Source organism: Chitinophaga vietnamensis (assembly GCF_902167635.1).
Classification (GTDB): Bacteria; Bacteroidota; Bacteroidia; order Chitinophagales; family Chitinophagaceae; genus Chitinophaga; species Chitinophaga vietnamensis.
This window is the reverse complement of the sequence record NZ_CABHMS010000004.1, coordinates 115853-134798: the sequence shown is the minus strand read 5'-3', so window position 1 is coordinate 134798 and position 18946 is coordinate 115853. Positions and strand designations below refer to the sequence as shown.

Annotated in this window: 18 protein-coding genes; 11 read left to right on the top strand and 7 right to left on the bottom strand. The window is 51.8% G+C overall.

Annotation, left to right across the window (positions count from 1 at the left end):
* Window positions 1–85: 85 nt before the first annotated feature.
* Together FPG75_RS11750 and FPG75_RS11745 are read right to left on the bottom strand one after the other, a co-directional pair.
* A complete protein-coding gene (locus FPG75_RS11750) occupies window positions 86–646 on the bottom strand; it encodes a hypothetical protein (protein WP_143307048.1) in 561 nt (186 codons plus the stop codon).
* Window positions 647–799: 153 nt separating this feature from the next.
* On the bottom strand, window positions 800–1417 hold the full coding sequence (locus tag FPG75_RS11745) for an RNA polymerase sigma factor (RefSeq protein ID WP_143307047.1): 618 nt from the start codon (window positions 1415–1417) through the stop codon (window positions 800–802).
* Between the two features lie 174 nt (window positions 1418–1591).
* Here FPG75_RS11745 and FPG75_RS11740 point away from each other — a divergent pair, with 174 nt between their 5' ends.
* The 8 genes from FPG75_RS11740 (at window position 1592) to FPG75_RS11705 (ending at window position 9615) form a co-directional block, all read left to right on the top strand.
* Window positions 1592–1903: a hypothetical protein gene (locus tag FPG75_RS11740; protein ID WP_143307046.1), complete on the top strand. Its 312-nt coding sequence runs from the start codon at window positions 1592–1594 to the stop codon at window positions 1901–1903.
* A gap of 89 nt (window positions 1904–1992) precedes the next feature.
* A complete protein-coding gene (locus FPG75_RS11735) occupies window positions 1993–2610 on the top strand; it encodes a (2Fe-2S)-binding protein (RefSeq protein WP_143307045.1) in 618 nt (205 codons plus the stop codon).
* Window positions 2607–3587, top strand: a complete 981-nt coding sequence (locus FPG75_RS11730; protein WP_143307044.1) for an FAD binding domain-containing protein — start codon at window positions 2607–2609, stop codon at window positions 3585–3587. The genes FPG75_RS11735 and FPG75_RS11730 overlap by 4 nt, the downstream gene beginning before the upstream one ends.
* Window positions 3584–5785: a xanthine dehydrogenase family protein molybdopterin-binding subunit gene (locus FPG75_RS11725; protein ID WP_143307043.1), complete on the top strand. Its 2202-nt coding sequence runs from the start codon at window positions 3584–3586 to the stop codon at window positions 5783–5785. Before FPG75_RS11730 ends, FPG75_RS11725 begins: the two co-directional genes overlap by 4 nt.
* A 2-nt stretch (window positions 5786–5787) precedes the next feature.
* The gene (locus FPG75_RS11720) at window positions 5788–6930 is read left to right on the top strand and encodes an XdhC family protein (RefSeq protein WP_143307042.1); all 1143 of its coding nucleotides are present in this window, start codon (window positions 5788–5790) and stop codon (window positions 6928–6930) included.
* Window positions 6927–7505 carry a nucleotidyltransferase family protein gene (locus FPG75_RS11715; RefSeq protein ID WP_143307041.1) on the top strand — a complete coding sequence of 193 codons (579 nt, stop codon included), beginning with the start codon at window positions 6927–6929 and terminating at the stop codon, window positions 7503–7505. The genes FPG75_RS11720 and FPG75_RS11715 overlap by 4 nt, the downstream gene beginning before the upstream one ends.
* 377 nt (window positions 7506–7882) lie before the next feature.
* On the top strand, window positions 7883–8761 hold the full coding sequence (locus FPG75_RS11710; protein WP_143307040.1) for a phytanoyl-CoA dioxygenase family protein: 879 nt from the start codon (window positions 7883–7885) through the stop codon (window positions 8759–8761).
* A 38-nt stretch (window positions 8762–8799) separates the two neighbouring features.
* Entirely contained in the window at window positions 8800–9615 is an 816-nt protein-coding gene (locus FPG75_RS11705) for an SDR family NAD(P)-dependent oxidoreductase (protein WP_143307039.1), read from the top strand.
* A 9-nt stretch (window positions 9616–9624) separates the two neighbouring features.
* Here FPG75_RS11705 and FPG75_RS11700 read toward each other — a convergent pair whose 3' ends face one another.
* Both FPG75_RS11700 and FPG75_RS11695 read right to left on the bottom strand, forming a co-directional pair.
* Window positions 9625–10401: a DNA-formamidopyrimidine glycosylase family protein gene (locus FPG75_RS11700; protein WP_143307038.1), complete on the bottom strand. Its 777-nt coding sequence runs from the start codon at window positions 10399–10401 to the stop codon at window positions 9625–9627.
* A gap of 31 nt (window positions 10402–10432) precedes the next feature.
* Window positions 10433–12142, bottom strand: coding sequence for a DUF885 family protein (locus FPG75_RS11695; protein WP_143307037.1), 1710 nt, complete (start codon window positions 12140–12142; stop codon window positions 10433–10435).
* A 315-nt stretch (window positions 12143–12457) separates the two neighbouring features.
* Here FPG75_RS11695 and FPG75_RS11690 point away from each other — a divergent pair, with 315 nt between their 5' ends.
* The gene (locus FPG75_RS11690; RefSeq protein ID WP_236652778.1) at window positions 12458–13216 is read left to right on the top strand and encodes a murein L,D-transpeptidase catalytic domain family protein; all 759 of its coding nucleotides are present in this window, start codon (window positions 12458–12460) and stop codon (window positions 13214–13216) included.
* Here the strand turns inward: FPG75_RS11690 and FPG75_RS11685 are convergent.
* From FPG75_RS11685 to FPG75_RS11675, 3 genes are all read right to left on the bottom strand, one after another.
* Window positions 13213–13770 (bottom strand): collagen-like triple helix repeat-containing protein, encoded by a 558-nt coding sequence (locus FPG75_RS11685; RefSeq protein WP_143307035.1) that lies wholly within the window; start codon window positions 13768–13770, stop codon window positions 13213–13215. The genes FPG75_RS11690 and FPG75_RS11685 overlap by 4 nt on opposite strands.
* A gap of 129 nt (window positions 13771–13899) precedes the next feature.
* Window positions 13900–16446, bottom strand: a complete 2547-nt coding sequence (locus FPG75_RS11680; protein ID WP_143307034.1) for a phosphocholine-specific phospholipase C — start codon at window positions 16444–16446, stop codon at window positions 13900–13902.
* Window positions 16447–16608: 162 nt separating this feature from the next.
* The gene (locus FPG75_RS11675; protein WP_143307033.1) at window positions 16609–17010 is read right to left on the bottom strand and encodes a hypothetical protein; all 402 of its coding nucleotides are present in this window, start codon (window positions 17008–17010) and stop codon (window positions 16609–16611) included.
* Between the two features lie 47 nt (window positions 17011–17057).
* Here FPG75_RS11675 and FPG75_RS11670 point away from each other — a divergent pair, with 47 nt between their 5' ends.
* Together FPG75_RS11670 and FPG75_RS11665 are read left to right on the top strand one after the other, a co-directional pair.
* Entirely contained in the window at window positions 17058–17942 is an 885-nt protein-coding gene (locus FPG75_RS11670) for an AraC family transcriptional regulator (RefSeq protein ID WP_143307032.1), read from the top strand.
* Between the two features lie 61 nt (window positions 17943–18003).
* A complete protein-coding gene (locus tag FPG75_RS11665) occupies window positions 18004–18897 on the top strand; it encodes an NHL repeat-containing protein (protein ID WP_143307031.1) in 894 nt (297 codons plus the stop codon).
* Window positions 18898–18946 lie beyond the last annotated feature (49 nt).

Genomic DNA, 18946 nt, shown 5'->3' with positions numbered 1-18946 from the left:
CGACATATTGGTAACACCAACACGGCAACACAAACCACCGCCCCGTAGGGGCGATATATTGGTAGCACCAATGCGATAACATCCATCACCGCCCCAGCGGGGCGATATATTGGTAACACCAACACGGCAACACAAACCACCGCCCCGTAGGGGGCGATATATTGGTAGCACCAATGCGATAACATCCATCACCGCCCCAGCGGGGCGACATATTGGTAACACCAACACGGCAACACAAACCACCGCCCCGTAGGGGCGATATATTGGTAGCACCAATGCGATAACATCCATCACCGCCCCAGCGGGGCGATATATTGGTAGCACCAATGCGATAACATCCATCACCGCCCCAGCGGGGCGATATATTGGTAGCACCAATGCGATAACATCCATCACCGCCCCAGCGGGGCGATATATTGGTAACACCAACACGGCAACACACATCACCGCCCCAGCGGGGCGATATATTGGTAACACCAACACGGCAACACACATCACCGCCCCAGCGGGGCGATATATTGGTAACACCAACACGGCAACACACATCACCGCCCCAGCGGGGCGATATATTGGTAACACCAACACGGCAACACACATCACCGCCCCAGCGGGGCGATATATTGGTAACACCAACACGGCAACACACATCACCGCCCCGTAGGGGCGATATATTGGTAACACCAACACGGCAACACACATCACCGCCCCAGCGGGGCGATATATTGGTAACACCAATGCGATAACATCAACCACCGCCCCGTAGGGGCGGCATATCCATTACCCTATAAAATCCATTACCCTATAAAAACAAATGAAATGTCTCCAACAACCGCAATGCAAACGGGGATGTTTGCAATGTTTCACGGATGCGGCCCAATGCGCTGTATAGCAGGTTGCTGACAGACTGGTACTTCATATGCATCAGCTCTGCGATCTCCGCATTGCTGAAGCCCATATAAAAACGGAGGGTGATGATCTCCTGCTGGCGCCGGGAGAGCTTCTTGATGGCCTTGTCCAGCAATTCCATCCGCGAGCCGTTGATCTCGGAATCAATGATACGTTCTTCTATATTGGATTCCGCCTGCTCCTGGTAGCGCTCATGCAGGTATTGATCGCGACGCCCCGTAGCTACCCGGTATTGGTAGTTGGCGCGGATCAGTTTATACTTCAGACTTTTGCAAAGATAAAAACGGATATTGCCCGTATGCGAGATGGTATCACGACTATTCCACAGCTCCACGAAAAGATCATGTACAATATCTTTCAGCTTCTCGCGATCATCACAAAAGCGAAAACCATATTGCAGCAAACACACGGTGTAATGACGGTAGATCTGCGAGAACGCTTCCCTGTCTCCCGTTTTGAACCGCTTCCAGATGGTATCTTCATCGAAGATATTGTTTTTCATTACAGGCATTCGTGGACCGTTTATGGCTACTGTGAGCGGTTTTTCAAAAGCTGGCTAAAACGATAAACCTTCAGAAAAGGTAGAATTTTTTTTCAACACGCACAAATATCCTTTCTCTCCAGGTAAATAAATATAAAAATAAATAAATTTATATATTTATAGATAACCACTATCCTGACTACCATGATGAACTTTTCCTGTTTCGGACACCAGGTCCGCTTCGGCCGCGATGAAAGCATACAACCCGAAGTATTGTCATTGCCAGAACTTATACAACAACTCTACACCAAGATGATCCGCAAGGAACAGCTGCAACGCGATCCTGAAACGGAAACATATCGCCTGCTCCACGGACATCAGCAAGGCGCCGTAGTGCTCATCATCGACAATAAAGTAGTCACCGATGCACATTGCATCATCACCGTGCACGACAACCTCCGGGTGTCCTGCTTTGAAGTAAAGGCACTGCAACAACAAGCCTTCGGCGCCGCCTGAACCCGCCATCCACGGCGGATTCCGCTCATCTTAAAAAATCGGAAAAAACCTTTTTTTTAGTTATCTTTTCAGACATAAAATACTTGTGTATGTCACAAGCTCCTGAAAAAAAGGACCTGCATGAAGCGCGCCGCGACTTCCTCAAACAATCCTCCGCGATGGTAGCCCTTGCGCTGGCGCCGCCACTCGTGCTTAAAGCCGCAGCACATGATGAAGCCATCGCCGGCATCTTCGAAAAAACGGATGTGAGCATGGAGATCAATGGCAAGGTACACCACCTTTCTCTGGAACCACGCACCACGCTGCTCGATCTGATCCGCGAACAACTGGGCCTCACCGGCACCAAGAAAGGCTGCGACCACGGCCAGTGCGGCGCCTGCACCGTGCATGTAAACGGACAACGGATCAACTCCTGCCTCACCCTCGCCGTCATGCAGGAAGGTAAAAAGATCACTACGATAGAAGGCATCGCCAACGGCGACCAGCTGCATCCCATGCAGGAAGCGTTCATCCGCCACGATGGCTTCCAGTGCGGCTATTGCACACCCGGACAGATCATGTCCGCCATTGCCTGCATCCGGGAAGGACATGCCAACACGCCCGCGGATATCCGTGAATTTATGAGCGGCAACATCTGCCGCTGCGGCGCCTATCATAATATAGTCGCTGCCGTTATGGACGTAAAACAAGGAGGGCATACCGTATGAACCAGTTCTCTTACATGCGGCCAGCCACGCAGAAAGCGGCCATCGACGCCATCACAAAAGATGCCAATGCCCGCTTCATCGCCGGCGGCACCAATCTCCTCGATCTCATGAAAAACGGCGTGGTAATGCCGGAGAAGCTCATAGATATCAACCGCCTCCCGCTGCGCGATATCCGTTTCGATAAAGATATCCTCCACATCGGCGCGCTGGCGCTCAACAGCGACCTCGCCGCCCATGAAGAGGTGAAAACACATTTCCCCTTGCTGTCGCAGGCACTGCTGGCCGGGGCTTCGCAACAGCTGCGCAATATGGCCACCGTTGGCGGCAATATGCTGCAACGCACCCGCTGTGGCTATTTCTATGACACGTCCATGCCTTGCAACAAACGCACGCCAGGAAGCGGCTGCGGTGCCATCGGCGGATTTAACCGCATGCACGCCATCTTCGGCGCCAGCGAACAATGCATCGCCGTACATCCCAGCGATATGTGCATCGCACTTGCCGCACTGGATGCCACCGTCATCATCGCCGGGCCTAAAGGCGACCGCCGCCTGCCCTTCGCGGATTTCCACCGCCTGCCAGGCAACACGCCACAGAAAGATAATAACCTCGAAAGAGGCGAACTGATCACCGGCGTAGAAATACCCGCTAATCCCTTCACTAAAAATATATGCTACCTGAAGGTGCGCGACCGCGCCTCCTACGCTTTTGCACTAGTATCCGTAGGCGCCGCCCTCGATATCGCCGATGGCAGCATCCGCGGAGCGCGCCTGGCCATGGGCGGCGTAGCGCACAAACCCTGGCGACTGAAAGCCGCAGAAGCCGCCCTCAGCGGCAAAGCGCCCACGGAAGAAAATTTTCGTATAGCCGCCACCGTGGCTATGCAGGATGCCAGGGCATATAAGTATAACCACTTCAAATTGCAACTGGCGCCCAACACCATCGTTACCGCACTCTTAAAAGCCGCCGCCGTATGAAACAACAGGACAAAAACGCCGTAGGTCAGGCCATGGACCGGGTAGACGGCCGCCTGAAAGTGACCGGCGCCGCTAAATATTTTGCCGACCACCAGGTGGATAATCTCGTATATGCGTCACTGGTATGCAGCGCCATCGCCAGCGGGCGCATTAAAAATATCGATGCCCGCAACGCGCTCCGCGCTCCCGGCGTGATCGACGTAGTGTCACATCTCAATGCGCCGCCAGTGCCGGCCTACAAACAGGCTGCCCCCGACAGCAAACAGGGCCTGCGCATCTTCAGCGACGACCGCATCTACTCCGCCGGGCAACCGCTCGCCATCGTAGTGGCCGATACGCTGGAACGCGCCGTGCATGCCGCCTCGCTCGTTAACGTGGAATATGAAGAAGCTGCACATCAAACCGATATCACGGCCAACCTCGATAAGGCCTTCCGCAACGAACGCATGAAAGACTATAGCCGCGGCGCCGAAGATACCTGGAAAACCGCGCCTGTAAAGCTCGAAGCGGAATATACCCTCCCCATCGAAGTACACAACCCGATGGAACTGGCCGGTATCATCGCACACTGGGAAACGCCCGACAAACTCACCCTATGGGTAAAAACACAAGGCGTCAAAAGCGTGCAGCAAACCGTCAAAAACCTCTTCCAGATTCCGGAACAAAATATTACCGTACACGCCCCCTTCGTAGGTGGCGCATTCGGAATGGGACTACGGATGTGGCCACACGAAATTGCCACCATCGTTGCCGCACGCAAATTGCAAAAGCCCATAAAGCTGGTCATCAACAGAGATGAGATGTTCACATTGGTAGGCTACCGCCCCACCGCCATCCAGAAAATAGGCATAGGCGCTACTACCGACGGCAAGCTCACCGGCATCACGCACGAAGCCATCGCCAATACCTCTCCCTACGAAGATTTTACGGAAGGCATCACCAGCCTCTCCCGCTTTTTGTACGCCTGTCCAAACGTGAATACACGCTATCAGATCGTACCACTGAACCTCAGCACGCCCGTATGGATGCGCGGCCCCGGCGAAGCCACCGGCGCCTTCGCCCTGGAATGCGCCATAGATGAGCTGGCACACCAGCTCAACATGGATCCGCTGGAACTGCGCCGCCGCAATCATGCCGATATCGACCCGGAAAAAAATATTCCCTTCTCCAGCAAACATTTAAAAGAAGCCTACGAGATGGGCGCTGAAAAGATCGGCTGGCGCCAGCGCAACAACACGCCCGGCGCCATGAAAGAAAATGGCTGGCTCACAGGCTACGGCATGAGCACTGGCACCTTCAGCGCTGGAAGAGGCAAAGCCAGCGCCGCTGCCACCTTCCATGCCGACGGATCACTGGTGATACAAAGCGCTACCAGCGACATCGGCCCCGGCACCGCCACCGCCATGGTGCAAATTGCGTCAGACACTACCGGTATCGCACCTACGAAAATAAAGTTCCTGCTGGGCGAATCCATCTACCCGGAAGCGCCCCGCCAGGGCGGATCTTCTACCATATCCACCGTCGGCAGCGTCGTAGTGGATGTTTGCAATGCGCTTAAAAATAAACTCGGTGAACTCGCCATCAGCCATCTTCCCGCTTATAAAAATGTAAAAGCGGAAGAGCTGATCTTTGAAGATGGATATATCAGTACCGCCGCCAACCGCAGCATACGCACCCCTTTCCAGGAAGTGTTGCAACAACAGCAGCTGCCATCGGTACAGGTAAACGCTACCTCACAGGCGGGCGACGAAAGGAAAAAATATTCCATGTACTCCTTCTCGGTGCATTTCACCAAACTGCAAGTGCATCCTGCCACTGGTGTGATACGGCTTCAACATATAGTGACTGTAGCCGATTCAGGCACCATCGTGAATAGCAAAACCGCCGGCAGCCAGATGATCGGTGGCGTAGTGGGCGGCATTGGCATGGCGCTCACCGAAGAAGCCATACTGGATCATCGTTTCGGCAAGTTTATCAATAATAATTATGCAGATTACCATGTGCCCGTAAACGCTGATACGCCCGTCACCGATGTGTTATTCGTCAACAAAAAAGATCCTTACACTAACCCGATGGGCTCTAAAGGCATGGGCGAGATTGCCCTGATCGGCTATGCTGCTTCGGTGGCCAATGCTGTATTCAACGCCACCGGCAAGCGTATCCGCGAGCTGCCCATCACGCCCGACAAGCTGATCTAACTATGACCAAAGAGCTGCAAGATATTGTGCAGGCCTTCGAACAGGCCACCCGCGCAGGTTTGAAGACTGCGCTGGCAACGGTTGTACATGTGGAAGGCTCGGCCTACCGCCAGCCTGGCGCACGCATGCTCATCACCGAAAACGGTACGCTCACCGGCGCTATCAGCGGCGGCTGCCTCGAAGGCGACGCCCTGCGCCGTGCACAAATGGTGATCATGCAACAACAACCCATGCTGCTTACCTACGATACCCGCGATGAAGAAGAGGATCAGCTGGGAGTAGGCCTGGGATGCAACGGCATTATCCACATTCTCCTGGAACCCGTGATCAGCGCCGATCCGCAACACCCGCTCCTTCTGCTGCAACAGGCCGTATTACAGCGCGAAGCCGCGGTGATCGTCACGCTCTTTTCCCTGCAACAACGCAAAGGCCCGCAGCCCGGCACCCGCCTCCTGCTCAAGCCCAACATGGAGTTCAACAACCTGGACAAAGACCCGCTGCAAAGCGCTATCCTGGCCGATGCCGCCCATTCGCTCACGCAACGGCAAAGCGTGATCAAAACCTACGCCACCGGCCAGCGGCAGCTCAGCGTATTGATACAATACCTTCCGCCGGTGATGCAACTGCTCATCGCCGGCGCCGGCAACGACGCCATACCTGTAGAAAAGATCGCACGCCTGCTCGGCTGGCGCACCATCGTAGCAGATGGCCGCCCCGCCTATGCTTCGCGCATCCGCTTCCCGGAAGCATCGCAGCTGATCGTGGCCAAAGCCGCCGCGGTGCTGGATCAGCTTCAACCCGATGCGCATACTGCCGTCATCCTCATGACGCACAATTATCAATACGACCTTACCCTTCTGCAACAGCTGATACCATTGGCATTGCCCTATACCGGCATTCTCGGCCCCGCGAAGAAACTACAACGCATGCTCGATGAGCTGGCGCCCGTCACGGCCGTACAACGTTCACGGCTACACGGTCCTGCCGGCCTCGATATAGGCGCAGAAAGCGCCGAAGAGATCGCCCTGAGCATCATCAGCGAAATCAAAGCCGTAATGGCTGCCGCCAGCAGCGCGCCTTTGCGCAACAGGGCAGGCGCCATACACAACAGGGCATCACAGGTCATCATCCATCAACAGCTATGATCCATCCTTCTCAAACGGGCATCATCATATTGGCTGCAGGCGCCTCGCAACGTCTTGGAACTCCCAAGCAACTGTTGCTGATCAATGGCGAAACGCTGCTGCAAAGGATCGTACATACCGTGCTGCAAACAGGTCATGAAGTAGTAGTAGTGCTCGGCGCCTACGCTGCCGCCGTGCACGACAGCATCCGCCATGAAAAGGTGCACGTTGTTGTCAACGAACAATGGCCGCAAGGCATGGCCAGCTCCATACAAAAAGGCCTGAAGGAACTACTACGTGTAGCCCCTGCCGTTAGTCGCGCCTTTCTCCTCCTCTGCGATCAGCCCTACATCACCACCGATCTCCTCAGCACCATGAGCGCACGCCTCACACCCGTAGTCGCCTGCGCCTATAACAACACCCTCGGCACGCCCGCCCTTTTCAACGCTTCCCTCTTCCCCGAACTAATGTCCCTCTCCGGACAAGAAGGCGCTAAAAAGATCCTGCTCCAACACACTCCCCCTGACGGCATCGTCCCCTTCCCGGAAGGCAGCGTGGATATTGACACGCATAATGACTACGCCAGATTATTATAGATTTTCGAATTTATTGATTTTCGGATTTATTGATTTAATTGAAGCGGAGATGAACAACCTTATATCCGCTTCAATTAAATCAATAAATCCGAAAATCAATAAATTCGAAAATCCTTGAATCATGAGCCAAAATATTTTTTGCTATTTAAAATCTACTTCCTACATTTGTCTACAAAATAAGTAGACTAATAATTTCACTACCATGAACCTCCAGCTAATACATGCCCAACAAGCCAGCAGCCGCCATTTGCCGCTGTCATTAGCCATGTCTGTTGTAGTAGTGTATTGTTGTTGTTAATCCTCTTCTCTCCTCAGCGGTGACCCCACCAATAATCCGCGCGTTCACAATTTTTTATCTCCATTAAAATTTTTTCGTCATGAAAACGAACAACCAACCTGTGTTCCGCCTGGAAAAGGCGGTCACCGATGAACAGCTGGCCTATTTCAGGCAGCATGGGATCATTCAGTTTAAAGGCTTCCTGGATCCCGACACTTTATCTTTGATTATCCGTGAAGTGAATCATGTGCAGCAACTGCTGCTGCGTAACAACATTCAGAAAGTGAATGGCATTCCGTTGAAATTCGGTACAGATACCGATGGCAGCCCGCTCATACAACGCATTGCTTTCGCGTCGCACTACAGCAATGTGCTGCGCGGGTTGTTGAAAGATGAAAGACTGGCATCACTTACCTCGCTGCTGGGGCCTTACGATGGCCGCATCGGGGAAAATGAAAAAGATGGCTTGGTGATCAATCATTATGTAAATACGGAAGCCAGTCAGTTCCGGCAGTTAGGATGGCATACGGATAGTCCGCGCGATCTTTTCCTCGGTACGCGCATTCAGCCCATGCTCAATGTGGGCCTGCATCTCGACGACTGCGCCTATGACAACGGCGGCTTGCGTGTGCTGCCGGGCACACACCATCAGGGTTTGCTGCGCCTGCTCTTCCGGAAAAAATATTTCATCGATCATACGCCCGATAAAAATGAAACCGGCTTCGATATCCAGGCGGGCGACCTCACCGTACATGATGGCCGTTTGTGGCACCGCGTGCAGCAATCGCCGCACACCGGCGAAAAAAGCCGCCGCCGCGTGATGTATATCCCGATCATCACCGGCGCCTATCAACCCAAACACGCCAACAGCCCCACACCTTTTTATCATAAACTGGCGCAGCTGAAACAACACCTCTACGGCGGAAAACCACAGTGGACAACATCAAATCCGCAAGTGCTCAAATCCGCAAATCCATAAATCCATAAATCCGTAAATCAAAAAATCCGCAAATATTTATGTCTTACGCACTCGTCACCGGCGCCGCCAAAGGGATCGGCAAAGCTATCGCGGCGCGCCTCGCCGGCAGGAACTATCACCTGCTGCTGGTAGATCTCGATGAAGCCGCGCTCTCTGCTACGGCAGCCGATATCGCAGCGGAGCACCGCGTGCATGTACATATACTACACCAGGACCTTTCCGCACCTGATGCACTGCAAAAAGTAACCGCCTTTACATCGCCCTACCACAACGGCTTACAGGTGGTGGTGAACAATGCGGGTTATGGCCTCAATGGCGCTTTTGAATCGCTTACGCTGGCGGAACAGTTCAATGTGATTGATGTAAATGTGCGCGCGCAAGTGGGATTATCCTACGCTTACATTCCTGTGCTGCGCCAGTTCCAGCGGAGCTATCTGCTGAATGTGGCCAGCACTACGGCGTACCAGACGGTCCCCTATCTCAATATTTATGCAGCTACCAAAGCGTTTTCTTTGTCATTTACGCGCGGACTGCGGCACGAGTTGCGCCACTCGCCTGTTTCAGTGAGCGCGCTAAGTCCCGGCTCCACCGATACCGATTTCGTGAACCGCGCCCGCATGGGCGCCAGCACACGCAAGCTGGCAGACCGTTTCAACATGACGGCCGACAGTGTCGCTAAAACGGCCATCGACGGCCTTTTCAAAGGGAAAGCGGAAATCATTCCGGGGTTTGTGAACAAACTGAATGCCTGGCTGCCCAAATTCTTCCCGAAATCATTTGTAGAAAAGATTGCAGGGAATATCTATCAACCGCGGGAAGAAAATTATAAAGCAGTGCCGCAACTGGGCGCCTAATCCTGGCGATCAGGTGTACAATACCTGTTCAGCGGTGTAGTAAGTGCGGCGCCCTTCATCGTCATGGAGGATTTCTGCGCCGGTAGGACTTTCCTTCTTCCTGGAATGATGCACCAGCATAAAGTCGCGCAGCTCGCCGTTGATGATATCCGGATGATGATGAAGGATATTTTTTTCGGCGGCTGCCAACACTTTTTTCGTGGAGTGAACCAGCGCCTTTACCTGGGCGGCAGGAATTTTATTACAGATGGAGAAGGGCGATATACGCGCATCCCAGAGGATATCATCTGCATAAGCATTGCCGATGCCTAGTACATTTTTCTGGTCGAGCAGATATTTTTTGATCGTTATTTTTTTCTTGGCCAGATGCGATAGCAGGTACTTTTCGTTGAAGTCGGCAGCCATAGCATCCGGGGCGTCTTTTGCAGGAGGGTCCAGCGCAATGTTGGCCTGACCTTGAAAGTCGGTCAGCGCCAAGCCTTTACCACCGCTGAATTGCAGCTCAACGATGGTATGCTTTTGTTCATTCTTTTTATCGAAGAGATATAATTTACCGTTCAGCATCAGGTGCATCCCCAGCACATGACCGTTCTTGAAAACGAAATGCAGTTCTTTGCCCACCCGGTCGATCCTTTCCAGTGGCTGTTTGTCCAAAGCGGCCTGCAAGGCGGCTTCCGTCACCTTCAGTTTCTTTTTATTCAACACATGGATCGTATCCAGCTTTTTATGTAGCAAGGCTTTTTCCAGGTTATGACGAAAGGCTTGCAGGTCGGGTAATTCAGGCATGACATCTCTTTTTATAAATGTAATGCTTTTTCTATTTCAGGAGATAATCGGCATAGCGCCATTGTGTTTTGAAGTCTGGCGTTAGTTTTTGTCGGGTGATGATAGCACGGAATAGTTCTACGGGAATAGCATTCTCATGCAGGAAAGCATCATGGAATTGCAGTTCGGTCATCTTGCCGCCGTCTACCATTTCTTTGTGGAGCGCACGCAGCTGCAGACCGCCCATCATATACGCGATCTGGTACAAGGGGCCATAGTGGCCGGTAAAGGAGCGGCGTACTTCCGACTCTGCGCTGAAGCGTTCATGCCCTACGCGGTCTACCAGGAAGTCGATACATTGCTGCGGCGTCCATTTACCAAGATGATAATTCAGGGAGAAGATAATGCGGGCGCAGCGGTGCATGCGCCAGAAGAGCGCGCCTATTTTTTCTTCGGGAGTGGCATGAAAGCCTTTGTCCCACAGCAGCATCTCCCAGTATAACGCCCACCCCTCTACGGAGAAAGGCGTATAAAAAATGCGGCGGTATGGCTTGTTGCGTTCATTCATGAAGCCTTGCAGGTTATGACCGGGTATCAGCTCATGAAAAACGGTGGCATGTGCAAAGCCATAGTTATTGCTGCGCATGCTCATTTCTTTGGTATGCTCATCCATGTCTTCTGTAGGATAGGCCACCAGTATGGATTCGCCGCCAAGGAAGAAAGGCGCGAAACGTTGCTGCTCACGGGTGAGCATATACATGCGCCAGGTTTCTTTGGCCAGTTCTGGTACCGTCACGAGGTGATGATCTTCCACATATTTCACCGCTTCATCGGCGAGGCGGTGTATCAGTGCCGGCTGCTGACCGGGCGCTACATGATTTTCTTTGATCTTGTCCAGCGCTTTTTTCCAGTCATCGCCGAAGCCCATTTCGCGGGATGCTTTGAGCATTTCGGCATCGCACCAGGCAAATTGTTTATTGGCCATTTCCACCAGCTCTTCGGGCGTGTAAGGGATCATTTCAAAGCGGAGCTGTTCTATGAGCGCCTCGCGGCCGATGGGCGTGCCTTTGATGCCAGAGGCATCCAGCGTTTTATCGGCTTTGTCGGCCACTTCCGTGTTGAGATAACGGCTGTAGAGGTTCAGCAGGGAATCCGTTTCGCGGTAAGGCTGTTTTACCCACCAGGAGAACTGTGGATCGTAACCGTAGTAGAACTCATATACATTGTCGAGCCCTTCACGGAGGTCTTTCACGATCTCGCCTGCTTTTCGTGCAGCCGTAGCCGTGAGGTTGTTATTTTTATCAAGCGATGCTTTCGCGGCAATGATGGCCTTTTGCACGCCGAGCAGGGTAGCCGCGATCTTTGGCGCATCGGGCGTATCGCCGCGGCGGCGCCTGATTTGTATGTTCATGATATCTGCTGCAAAAGGGATCACCGCTTGCAGGGAATTATACAGTTGCTCATCTTTCTCGATCTTGCGCAGCTCCTGTTCTACATTACGTTTCAGCAACACGTAATCCACCTGGGCAGATACATCCAGCGAAGAAAAAGAAATGTTCTTCATCTCTTTCAACACGCCGGAATAATAAGTGTGCATGCGGGTATAAAATTCGGGGCTGTCGTGGAACATATATACTTTAGCCAGGTCTTCCACATCGCGGTTCACACGGTTGATCAGTTCGGCTACAGGTTCGCCGGGGGCGGCCATCAAGCGGGTGCTGCCAAGCGCCAGGGCCATGAGGCATAGATAAATTCTTTTCATGATCAGAAAATTTCAGAAAAAACGAATGATGGGCCGGCAATCGCCGGCCCATCTTTTTTATGGCTGCTTTTCTCTTTTTACCAAACGTACATCAAAGATAAAAATCATATTAAGGGTATATATGCTGATATTGTCCTGTTTTTAACAGGTTTTGCATGGTCATTCACATATATACACATTTCTGATGTATGTAAACCTTATGTTAAAAAAGTTGAAAATCGGCCGCTGTCGGCCCTTTCCGGTCATCCGGACCGTCATATTTTCGTACCTTCGTGACTCGTTTTTTGCTAGTAATCTTCAAAACTTTATTGCGGCGTGAATCTGAATATGAAGCAAGCGATCAAACCGTTGATTTTTGCAGTAACCGTAGGGCTTTTCGCCTTCCTTATTACCACCCTCACCAATGGAGCACATTTGACCGCTGCCTCGCAGCCGGCCACCACTGCGCCTGCCAGCGACTCTGTAGTGGAATCAAGCCTGTACGACGATATGCGGCTCGATACCACGGGTCTCTCCCGGGAGGCATTTGACGATGCCATGGCAGGCTTCGAACATCTCGACTCCATCGGCAGGATTAAGAACGACAAGATCATCTCTATCATCGACTTCTCCCTGCCCTCTACCCAAAAACGTTTATTCGTCATCGACCTTCAGAACAAAATATTGTTGTTCAATACGCTGGTATCACATGGCCGTAATTCGGGCACGCTGAGCGCCAACACTTTTTCCAATCAGCCCAACAGTTTTAAAACCAGTTTAGGCTTCTACGTTACCGGCGATACTTATGAAGGGGAACATGGCTATTCCCTCCGGCTGGAAGGCGAAGAGGCAGGCATCAACGACAATGCCATGAGTCGCGGCATCGTAATGCACAGCGCCGCTTACGTAAATGAAACGCTGATTAAAACACAAGGGTATATCGGCCGCAGCCTCGGATGCCCCGCCATCCCGGAGAGCGTTCACCGCAAAGTGATTGAGCGTATCCGCAATGGCAGCTGCCTGTTCCTCTACAGCCCGGATAAATATTACTCTGCACACACCAAATTATTACCGAAAGATACCAGCGCCTCTTAGTCCTTCAACCTGAAACGCTGCTTCACCTGCGTATAGTCGTTCCAGTTAACGCCGCTGGCTACCCGTGCAGCTGCGCTGCCACTCATCAACACATAACGGTACTGGTTTACTTTATTCCCGCTGCTATTATTGAAAGTACTGGCGTTGATATTGGCATACAGCGCGATCGCATTGGCATAGGCCACAAAGCGGATCAATACCCCTGCTTCATCTGCATAAGGCAGTGGCGTAATCGCCGGCTCCGCATCTGTGCCGATGTTCACATACACTTTCACCACGCCGCTGTTAAGGATCGACGTGCTTAGTTTGGGCGCATCCATCGTGCCCGTCCAGCCAAGGGTGTCGAGTTTACCGTTAATAATGGCCGTATCGGGATTGTAAATAACGCTTATCCAACTGGAGTAGATCACCGCAGTACTGTCGCCTTTCGGGCCGGCGGGGCCGGCAGGGCCTTGCGGACCAGGATCTCCTTTGATACCTTGTGCGCCATCTTTACCACATGCAGCGAATAATAATATCATCAGGGTAGGAAGAAAAGGCAGGATTCTTTTCATAACAAGTTGTTTTTGGGGTACAACTATAAATACAAAAAGAGGGGGCGATATGTTTAATGAGAATGGTGTTGTATAAATCTGTCGCCCCTACGGGGCTAGCCGTAGGGGCGACAGATTTATACAACACTATTAGCTTATTCTTCCCATTACCGGATCACTGATACTTTCTTTTCCGGTTTCCACTCTTCCCGCGAAGCGCTGTTCGTATAGCTCATTGCCCGCTACAGTAACGCGGAAATCGTACCAGCCCTGGCTTTTAGACAGGGCTATCACCAGTGATGATTGTCTTTTGGCGGCTACGGTGAGCTGTATATCTCCCTTACCGTATCCCATATCTCTGGCGGTGATGGTTAGCGGAGATGGGCCATGGTTACTGATCTTCAGCTCTACATTGCCATTGAGCTGTTTCCGGTTGATTTTGTTGCGCTGATAATCGCAGGCAATATCTATCTGCGGATCTTTGCTATCGCCTTTAAATTCGCGGTAGAAGCCATTGGGGCCGTATACCCGCAGGTGGTAATGACCATCGCCAAAATCTTTCAGCGCCCATTGGTCGCTGAGCTGGTCGCCAGCGCTCACTGCATACGACCAGGCGCGCAATGGCGCCATCTGCTGCGTATCCAGCTGCACAAAATTACCGGGGGCATATACGTTGAAAGGCGCGCCGGCAGCCTTCGCGCCAAATACTTCCTTGGCCGCGGCAAAGCTGATATCGAAGTGTTGTTTGTCGGCGCTGAGACGGCCATTTACATACAACTGGTATGGCAGTGCACAGGCGATGCGCGTACCGCGCTCCTGATGCGCCATCCACTCCGAAGAGGCAGGATCCTGGTTGATCGCCGCTATCTCTTGCGGGGTGAGCTTTTTGAAGTTATCCGGCAACTTCTTGAACCTGGCATTGTATACGGATTCGATGAAGGCTTTACGGTCGGGGAAAGGAACGCTCACCTTTTCTCCTTTGAAGGGCCTGAATACAGAAGTAAGATCACCGCAAATGGTACGTCGCCAGGCGCTGATATTGGTTTCTTTCAAAGGCTTGCGGGTCTTGTGTTCCAGGAAATGTTCCAGGAATTGTATGATGGACGTGTGGTCAAATACCTGTGAGTTCACATAACCGCCGCGGCTCCATGGCGATGCGATCACCAGTGGTACACGATAGCCAAGCCCGATGGGGCTTTCACGTATCTCTTCGGGATGCAGGTATTTTTTCTGCTGCTCTTCTTCTTTCGTCACATATTCAATGGCGGTATCTATTCCCTGGGAAACCTTTCCTGTACCGGGTTTATGCGGCGCGGTGAAGGGCGGCACGTGATCGAAGTAACCATCATTTTCATCATAGCAGAGAATGAAGATGGTTTTCTTCCACACCGCTTCCTGTTGTGTGAGGATATCCAACACTTCTGATACATACCAGGCGCCATACCAGGGCGATCCGGGGTGATCAGAAAATTCGCCTGGCGCCACAAGATAGGATACAGTGGGCAGCTGGCCGTTTTTCACATCTTCACGGAACTGATGCAGGATATCGCCTTTCGGTATCTGCACGGTTCTTTCGGTGTCGCCGTCTTTATATTGCAGTGTTTCGAGTTCGTGATAGTCGGGATCTTTTATGTTAGTGGTGAATGCCTTGTTATGCAGTTCCTGCGCGCGTTTGGGCAGTTTGGCAAAATTGGCGGCCGTGAATTTTTCAATGTCTGCTTTGGCTTTTTCGAGCGCTGCTTTCTTGCTTTGATACTGCTTTTGCATCCTGGCAAGGGCTTCAGCAGTGGCATCGGTGGCGGCCAGTTGCGCAGCCAGCTGCGGCACTTCCTGCGACAGCGTATCTACCTGCCGTTGCAGGTATTGCTGGTGGCCTTTGGCAAAACGCACATTGAAAGCGGTAAACCACTCCAGCGGGTTATCGGTGAAATTGGCCAGCATGCCGTCTTTCTCGCCTTCAAGGCCGGCGGCGCTGATCTCGTTCTGATAGATCTTCCAGGATACGCCATGATCTTCCATCCGCTCGGGAAAGGTAGTCCAATGGGCTTCTGCGCCATAGTCCACATCATCGTTCCATACATTGGCTTTGGAGTTGGCCGTCTGCGTATCGCGCAGGGTGCCGGTCCAGAGATACAGGCGGTTGGGAGTAGTGCCGGTGAGAGAGGAACAGAAATTCTGATCGCATACGGTGAAGGCATCGGCCAGATCGTAGTAGAAAGGAATATCTTCGCGGTTGTAGAAGCCCATGGTGAGCGGCATCGGCGCCCACTCCTTGTTGCCGGATTGTTTCACGAGCAGCCACTGGTCATACCTTCCATTATTGCGGGCATCTACCTGGTTGGCCCAGGAATGCGGCAGGCTGCTCATCCACGTAGCTTTGGTATCTTTGATGTTCAAACGGAAGGGGGCATAGGTATCGCCTTGCTGATTGCTTTGCAGCCATACAAGATTTTTATTCGGCAGCTGGATAGCACGCGGATCATTATAACCGCGAACGCCCCGCAGGGAGCCATAGCTGTGGTCAAACGAACGATTTTCCTGCATCAGGATCACCACATGCGCCGCATCGAGGAAAGTGGTGCCAGGCTGGGGGTCGATGGCCAAAGCCCGCTGGATGGACGAGGGCATCGCACTCCATATCCCTGCGGCGCCTGATAATAAGGTGGCCTTTCTGATAAAATCTCTTCTTGTATCCATAGTCCTTTTTGTTATTTCAAGTTCACTGTGATGGCTGAAAGTAGTAAAAAACCGCGAAGGGCGCCTGTTAACTTGCCGTTATTTCCATGAATGGCTGATAACAAAAAAGCTGAGCACCGTAGCGCCCAGCTTTGTATGTAGAAATTAAACGGTAAATAGCAACTAGATTTGTGTAGACGGGATCAGCACGATCTTGAAAGTGATATTATTCGGCGGTAACTGGATAGTACTGCCATTCACGCCCTGCGCTTCGATCAATACGGTACCCGGTTGGTGGATGAATGTAAAAGAAGTATTGTTATAGACTTCCGGTAAGGCCTCGTACAGGGAGCCGCCGTTTCTCGCCATAGACACCACTACAGCGTCGGTCTGATTAGTGTTATTGTCCAGCTCCGGTACACTGATGGAGATATAGTAAGATTTAGTGTTACCGTCATATTTCCAATCGCCGCTATTGCCTGGTACAATAATAGTTTTGTTGGGGATAATCTCATTGGTTGTTTTCGTACAGCTGGTGAAAACAACAGCAAGGAGAAGTACGGATAGGTAGAACCATTTTTTCATATACAAATCTATTTTATCTAGCTTTACCAAATACAATGCCATAAACTATGTTACCTCGTTTCCCGCACGCATTTGAAGCGTATAAAGACAGCCCCCTGATCCGATTGAGCCACAGTGGCGGTTCTGTGGTAGCCTGGTTCAAATTGCTGGAGCGCCAGGAAAAGGCCGAAGGGTTCCTCACCGAAAATACGCTCACCTTCGTGATCAGGGGCAGCAAGGAGATACATCTCCCCGATGAAAACCTCATCGCCCACAGTGGTGACCTCATCTTCCTGAAACGCGGCGCCTACTTCATGTCTGCCTTCTTTAAAGAAGAGGACCAGGACTATCAGGCCCTGATGTTGTGTGTAGATGATCAGCTGCTCCGGTCATTTTTATCGGAAGATGCGGGGATCGAAGCTGTGAAAAATGCTCCCCACAACGTACCCATGGTCGTGCCCTGCTCCGATGCGGTGCTCCGCGTGCGCGATACCATCCTCGAATACATGGAACACCCCAATGACAACACCTCCCGCCTGCTGGAGCTGAAACTGCGGGAAGTGCTGCTATTGCTGTTGTCAGGCCCCTATCGCCAACAGGTGCTGGCCTTCCTGAAGCATATGTTCCACACCGATGCCGAAAGTCTTACCCTTACCATCAAATCAAACCTGCTCAAGCCCTTTACGCTCGAAGAACATGCAAAGGTTTGCGGCCTTAGTCTCTCCGCCTTCAAACGTGAATTCAGCCGCCTGTTCAACGACACGCCCAAAAGGTGGATCAATAATGAGAAGTTGAAACATGCGCAATACCTGTTACAACATACAGACAAGAACGTGAATGAAATCGCCGACGAATGCGGCTTTGAGCATGTATCTTATTTCATCAAATTGTATAAAGCTAAATATGGTTCTACCCCTAAAAATGTACAGCGAACCAAAATTGCTATTTTTTGAGCGTTTCTTCTTATCATCACGGTGGCGGATGTACGTAGCTTTGCTGTAAATATTTCACACCATGAACTACCCAGGAATAGCCATGCTGGCCACTATGATCGTACTGGCCAGCGCCGGCGCAATGGCGCAGCAACAAACAAAGCTCAACAAGAATGAGGTGATGAAGGCGCCCGAAAGCGTGATCATCAAAGGAGACGCTTACTACATCACCGACCTCGGCGAAGGCAACAACCCTGTAGCAAAAGATGGTAACGGCATCATCTGGAAAATGAACAAAGACGGGCAGGTGAGCGCTTTCGCGCAAGGCAATGGCCTCGATGCTCCTAAAGGCACCGCCATCATCGGCAATACCCTCTACGTAGCTGATATCGACCAGGTAAAAGGTTTCGATCTTAACACCGGCAAACAGGTTTTCACGGCCGACCTCTCCGCCACCAAAACACAATTGCTCAACGATCTCGCTGTAAAAGACGCACACACGCTCTTCGTTTCTGCCACAGATATCAGTAAAATATACATCGTGCACCTCGGTGCAAGGCCCGGCTTTGAAGAGCTGCCGCTTACCTACGGCGTAAAAGGCGCTAACGGTCTCATTTATGATTCCCAACGGCAACGCCTATACGCTTGCGGTTTTGGCGAAGCCAATCAGCCCAATGGCGAAATCGGATACATCGATATCACAGCCGCCACAAAAACATTTCAGCCGCTCAGCACCCGCACCGGCTACTACGACGGCATCGCGCTGGTGGATCATAACAAAGCGCTCCTCATCTCCGACTGGGTAGCATTTGAAAAGAAAGGCGTCATCATCCGCCTGGATCTCGCCAACAATCAAATCACCACTGTTAACAAAGCGCCAATTGCCGGTCCCGCCGATTTCACCATCGATAATAAAGGAAATATCATAGTGCCTGCAATGATAGAAGCGAGTATAATTCGTCTGAACCAGGATTAAATGGATTTGTGAATTTTTTGATTTACGGATTTTTTGATTGAGGGATATC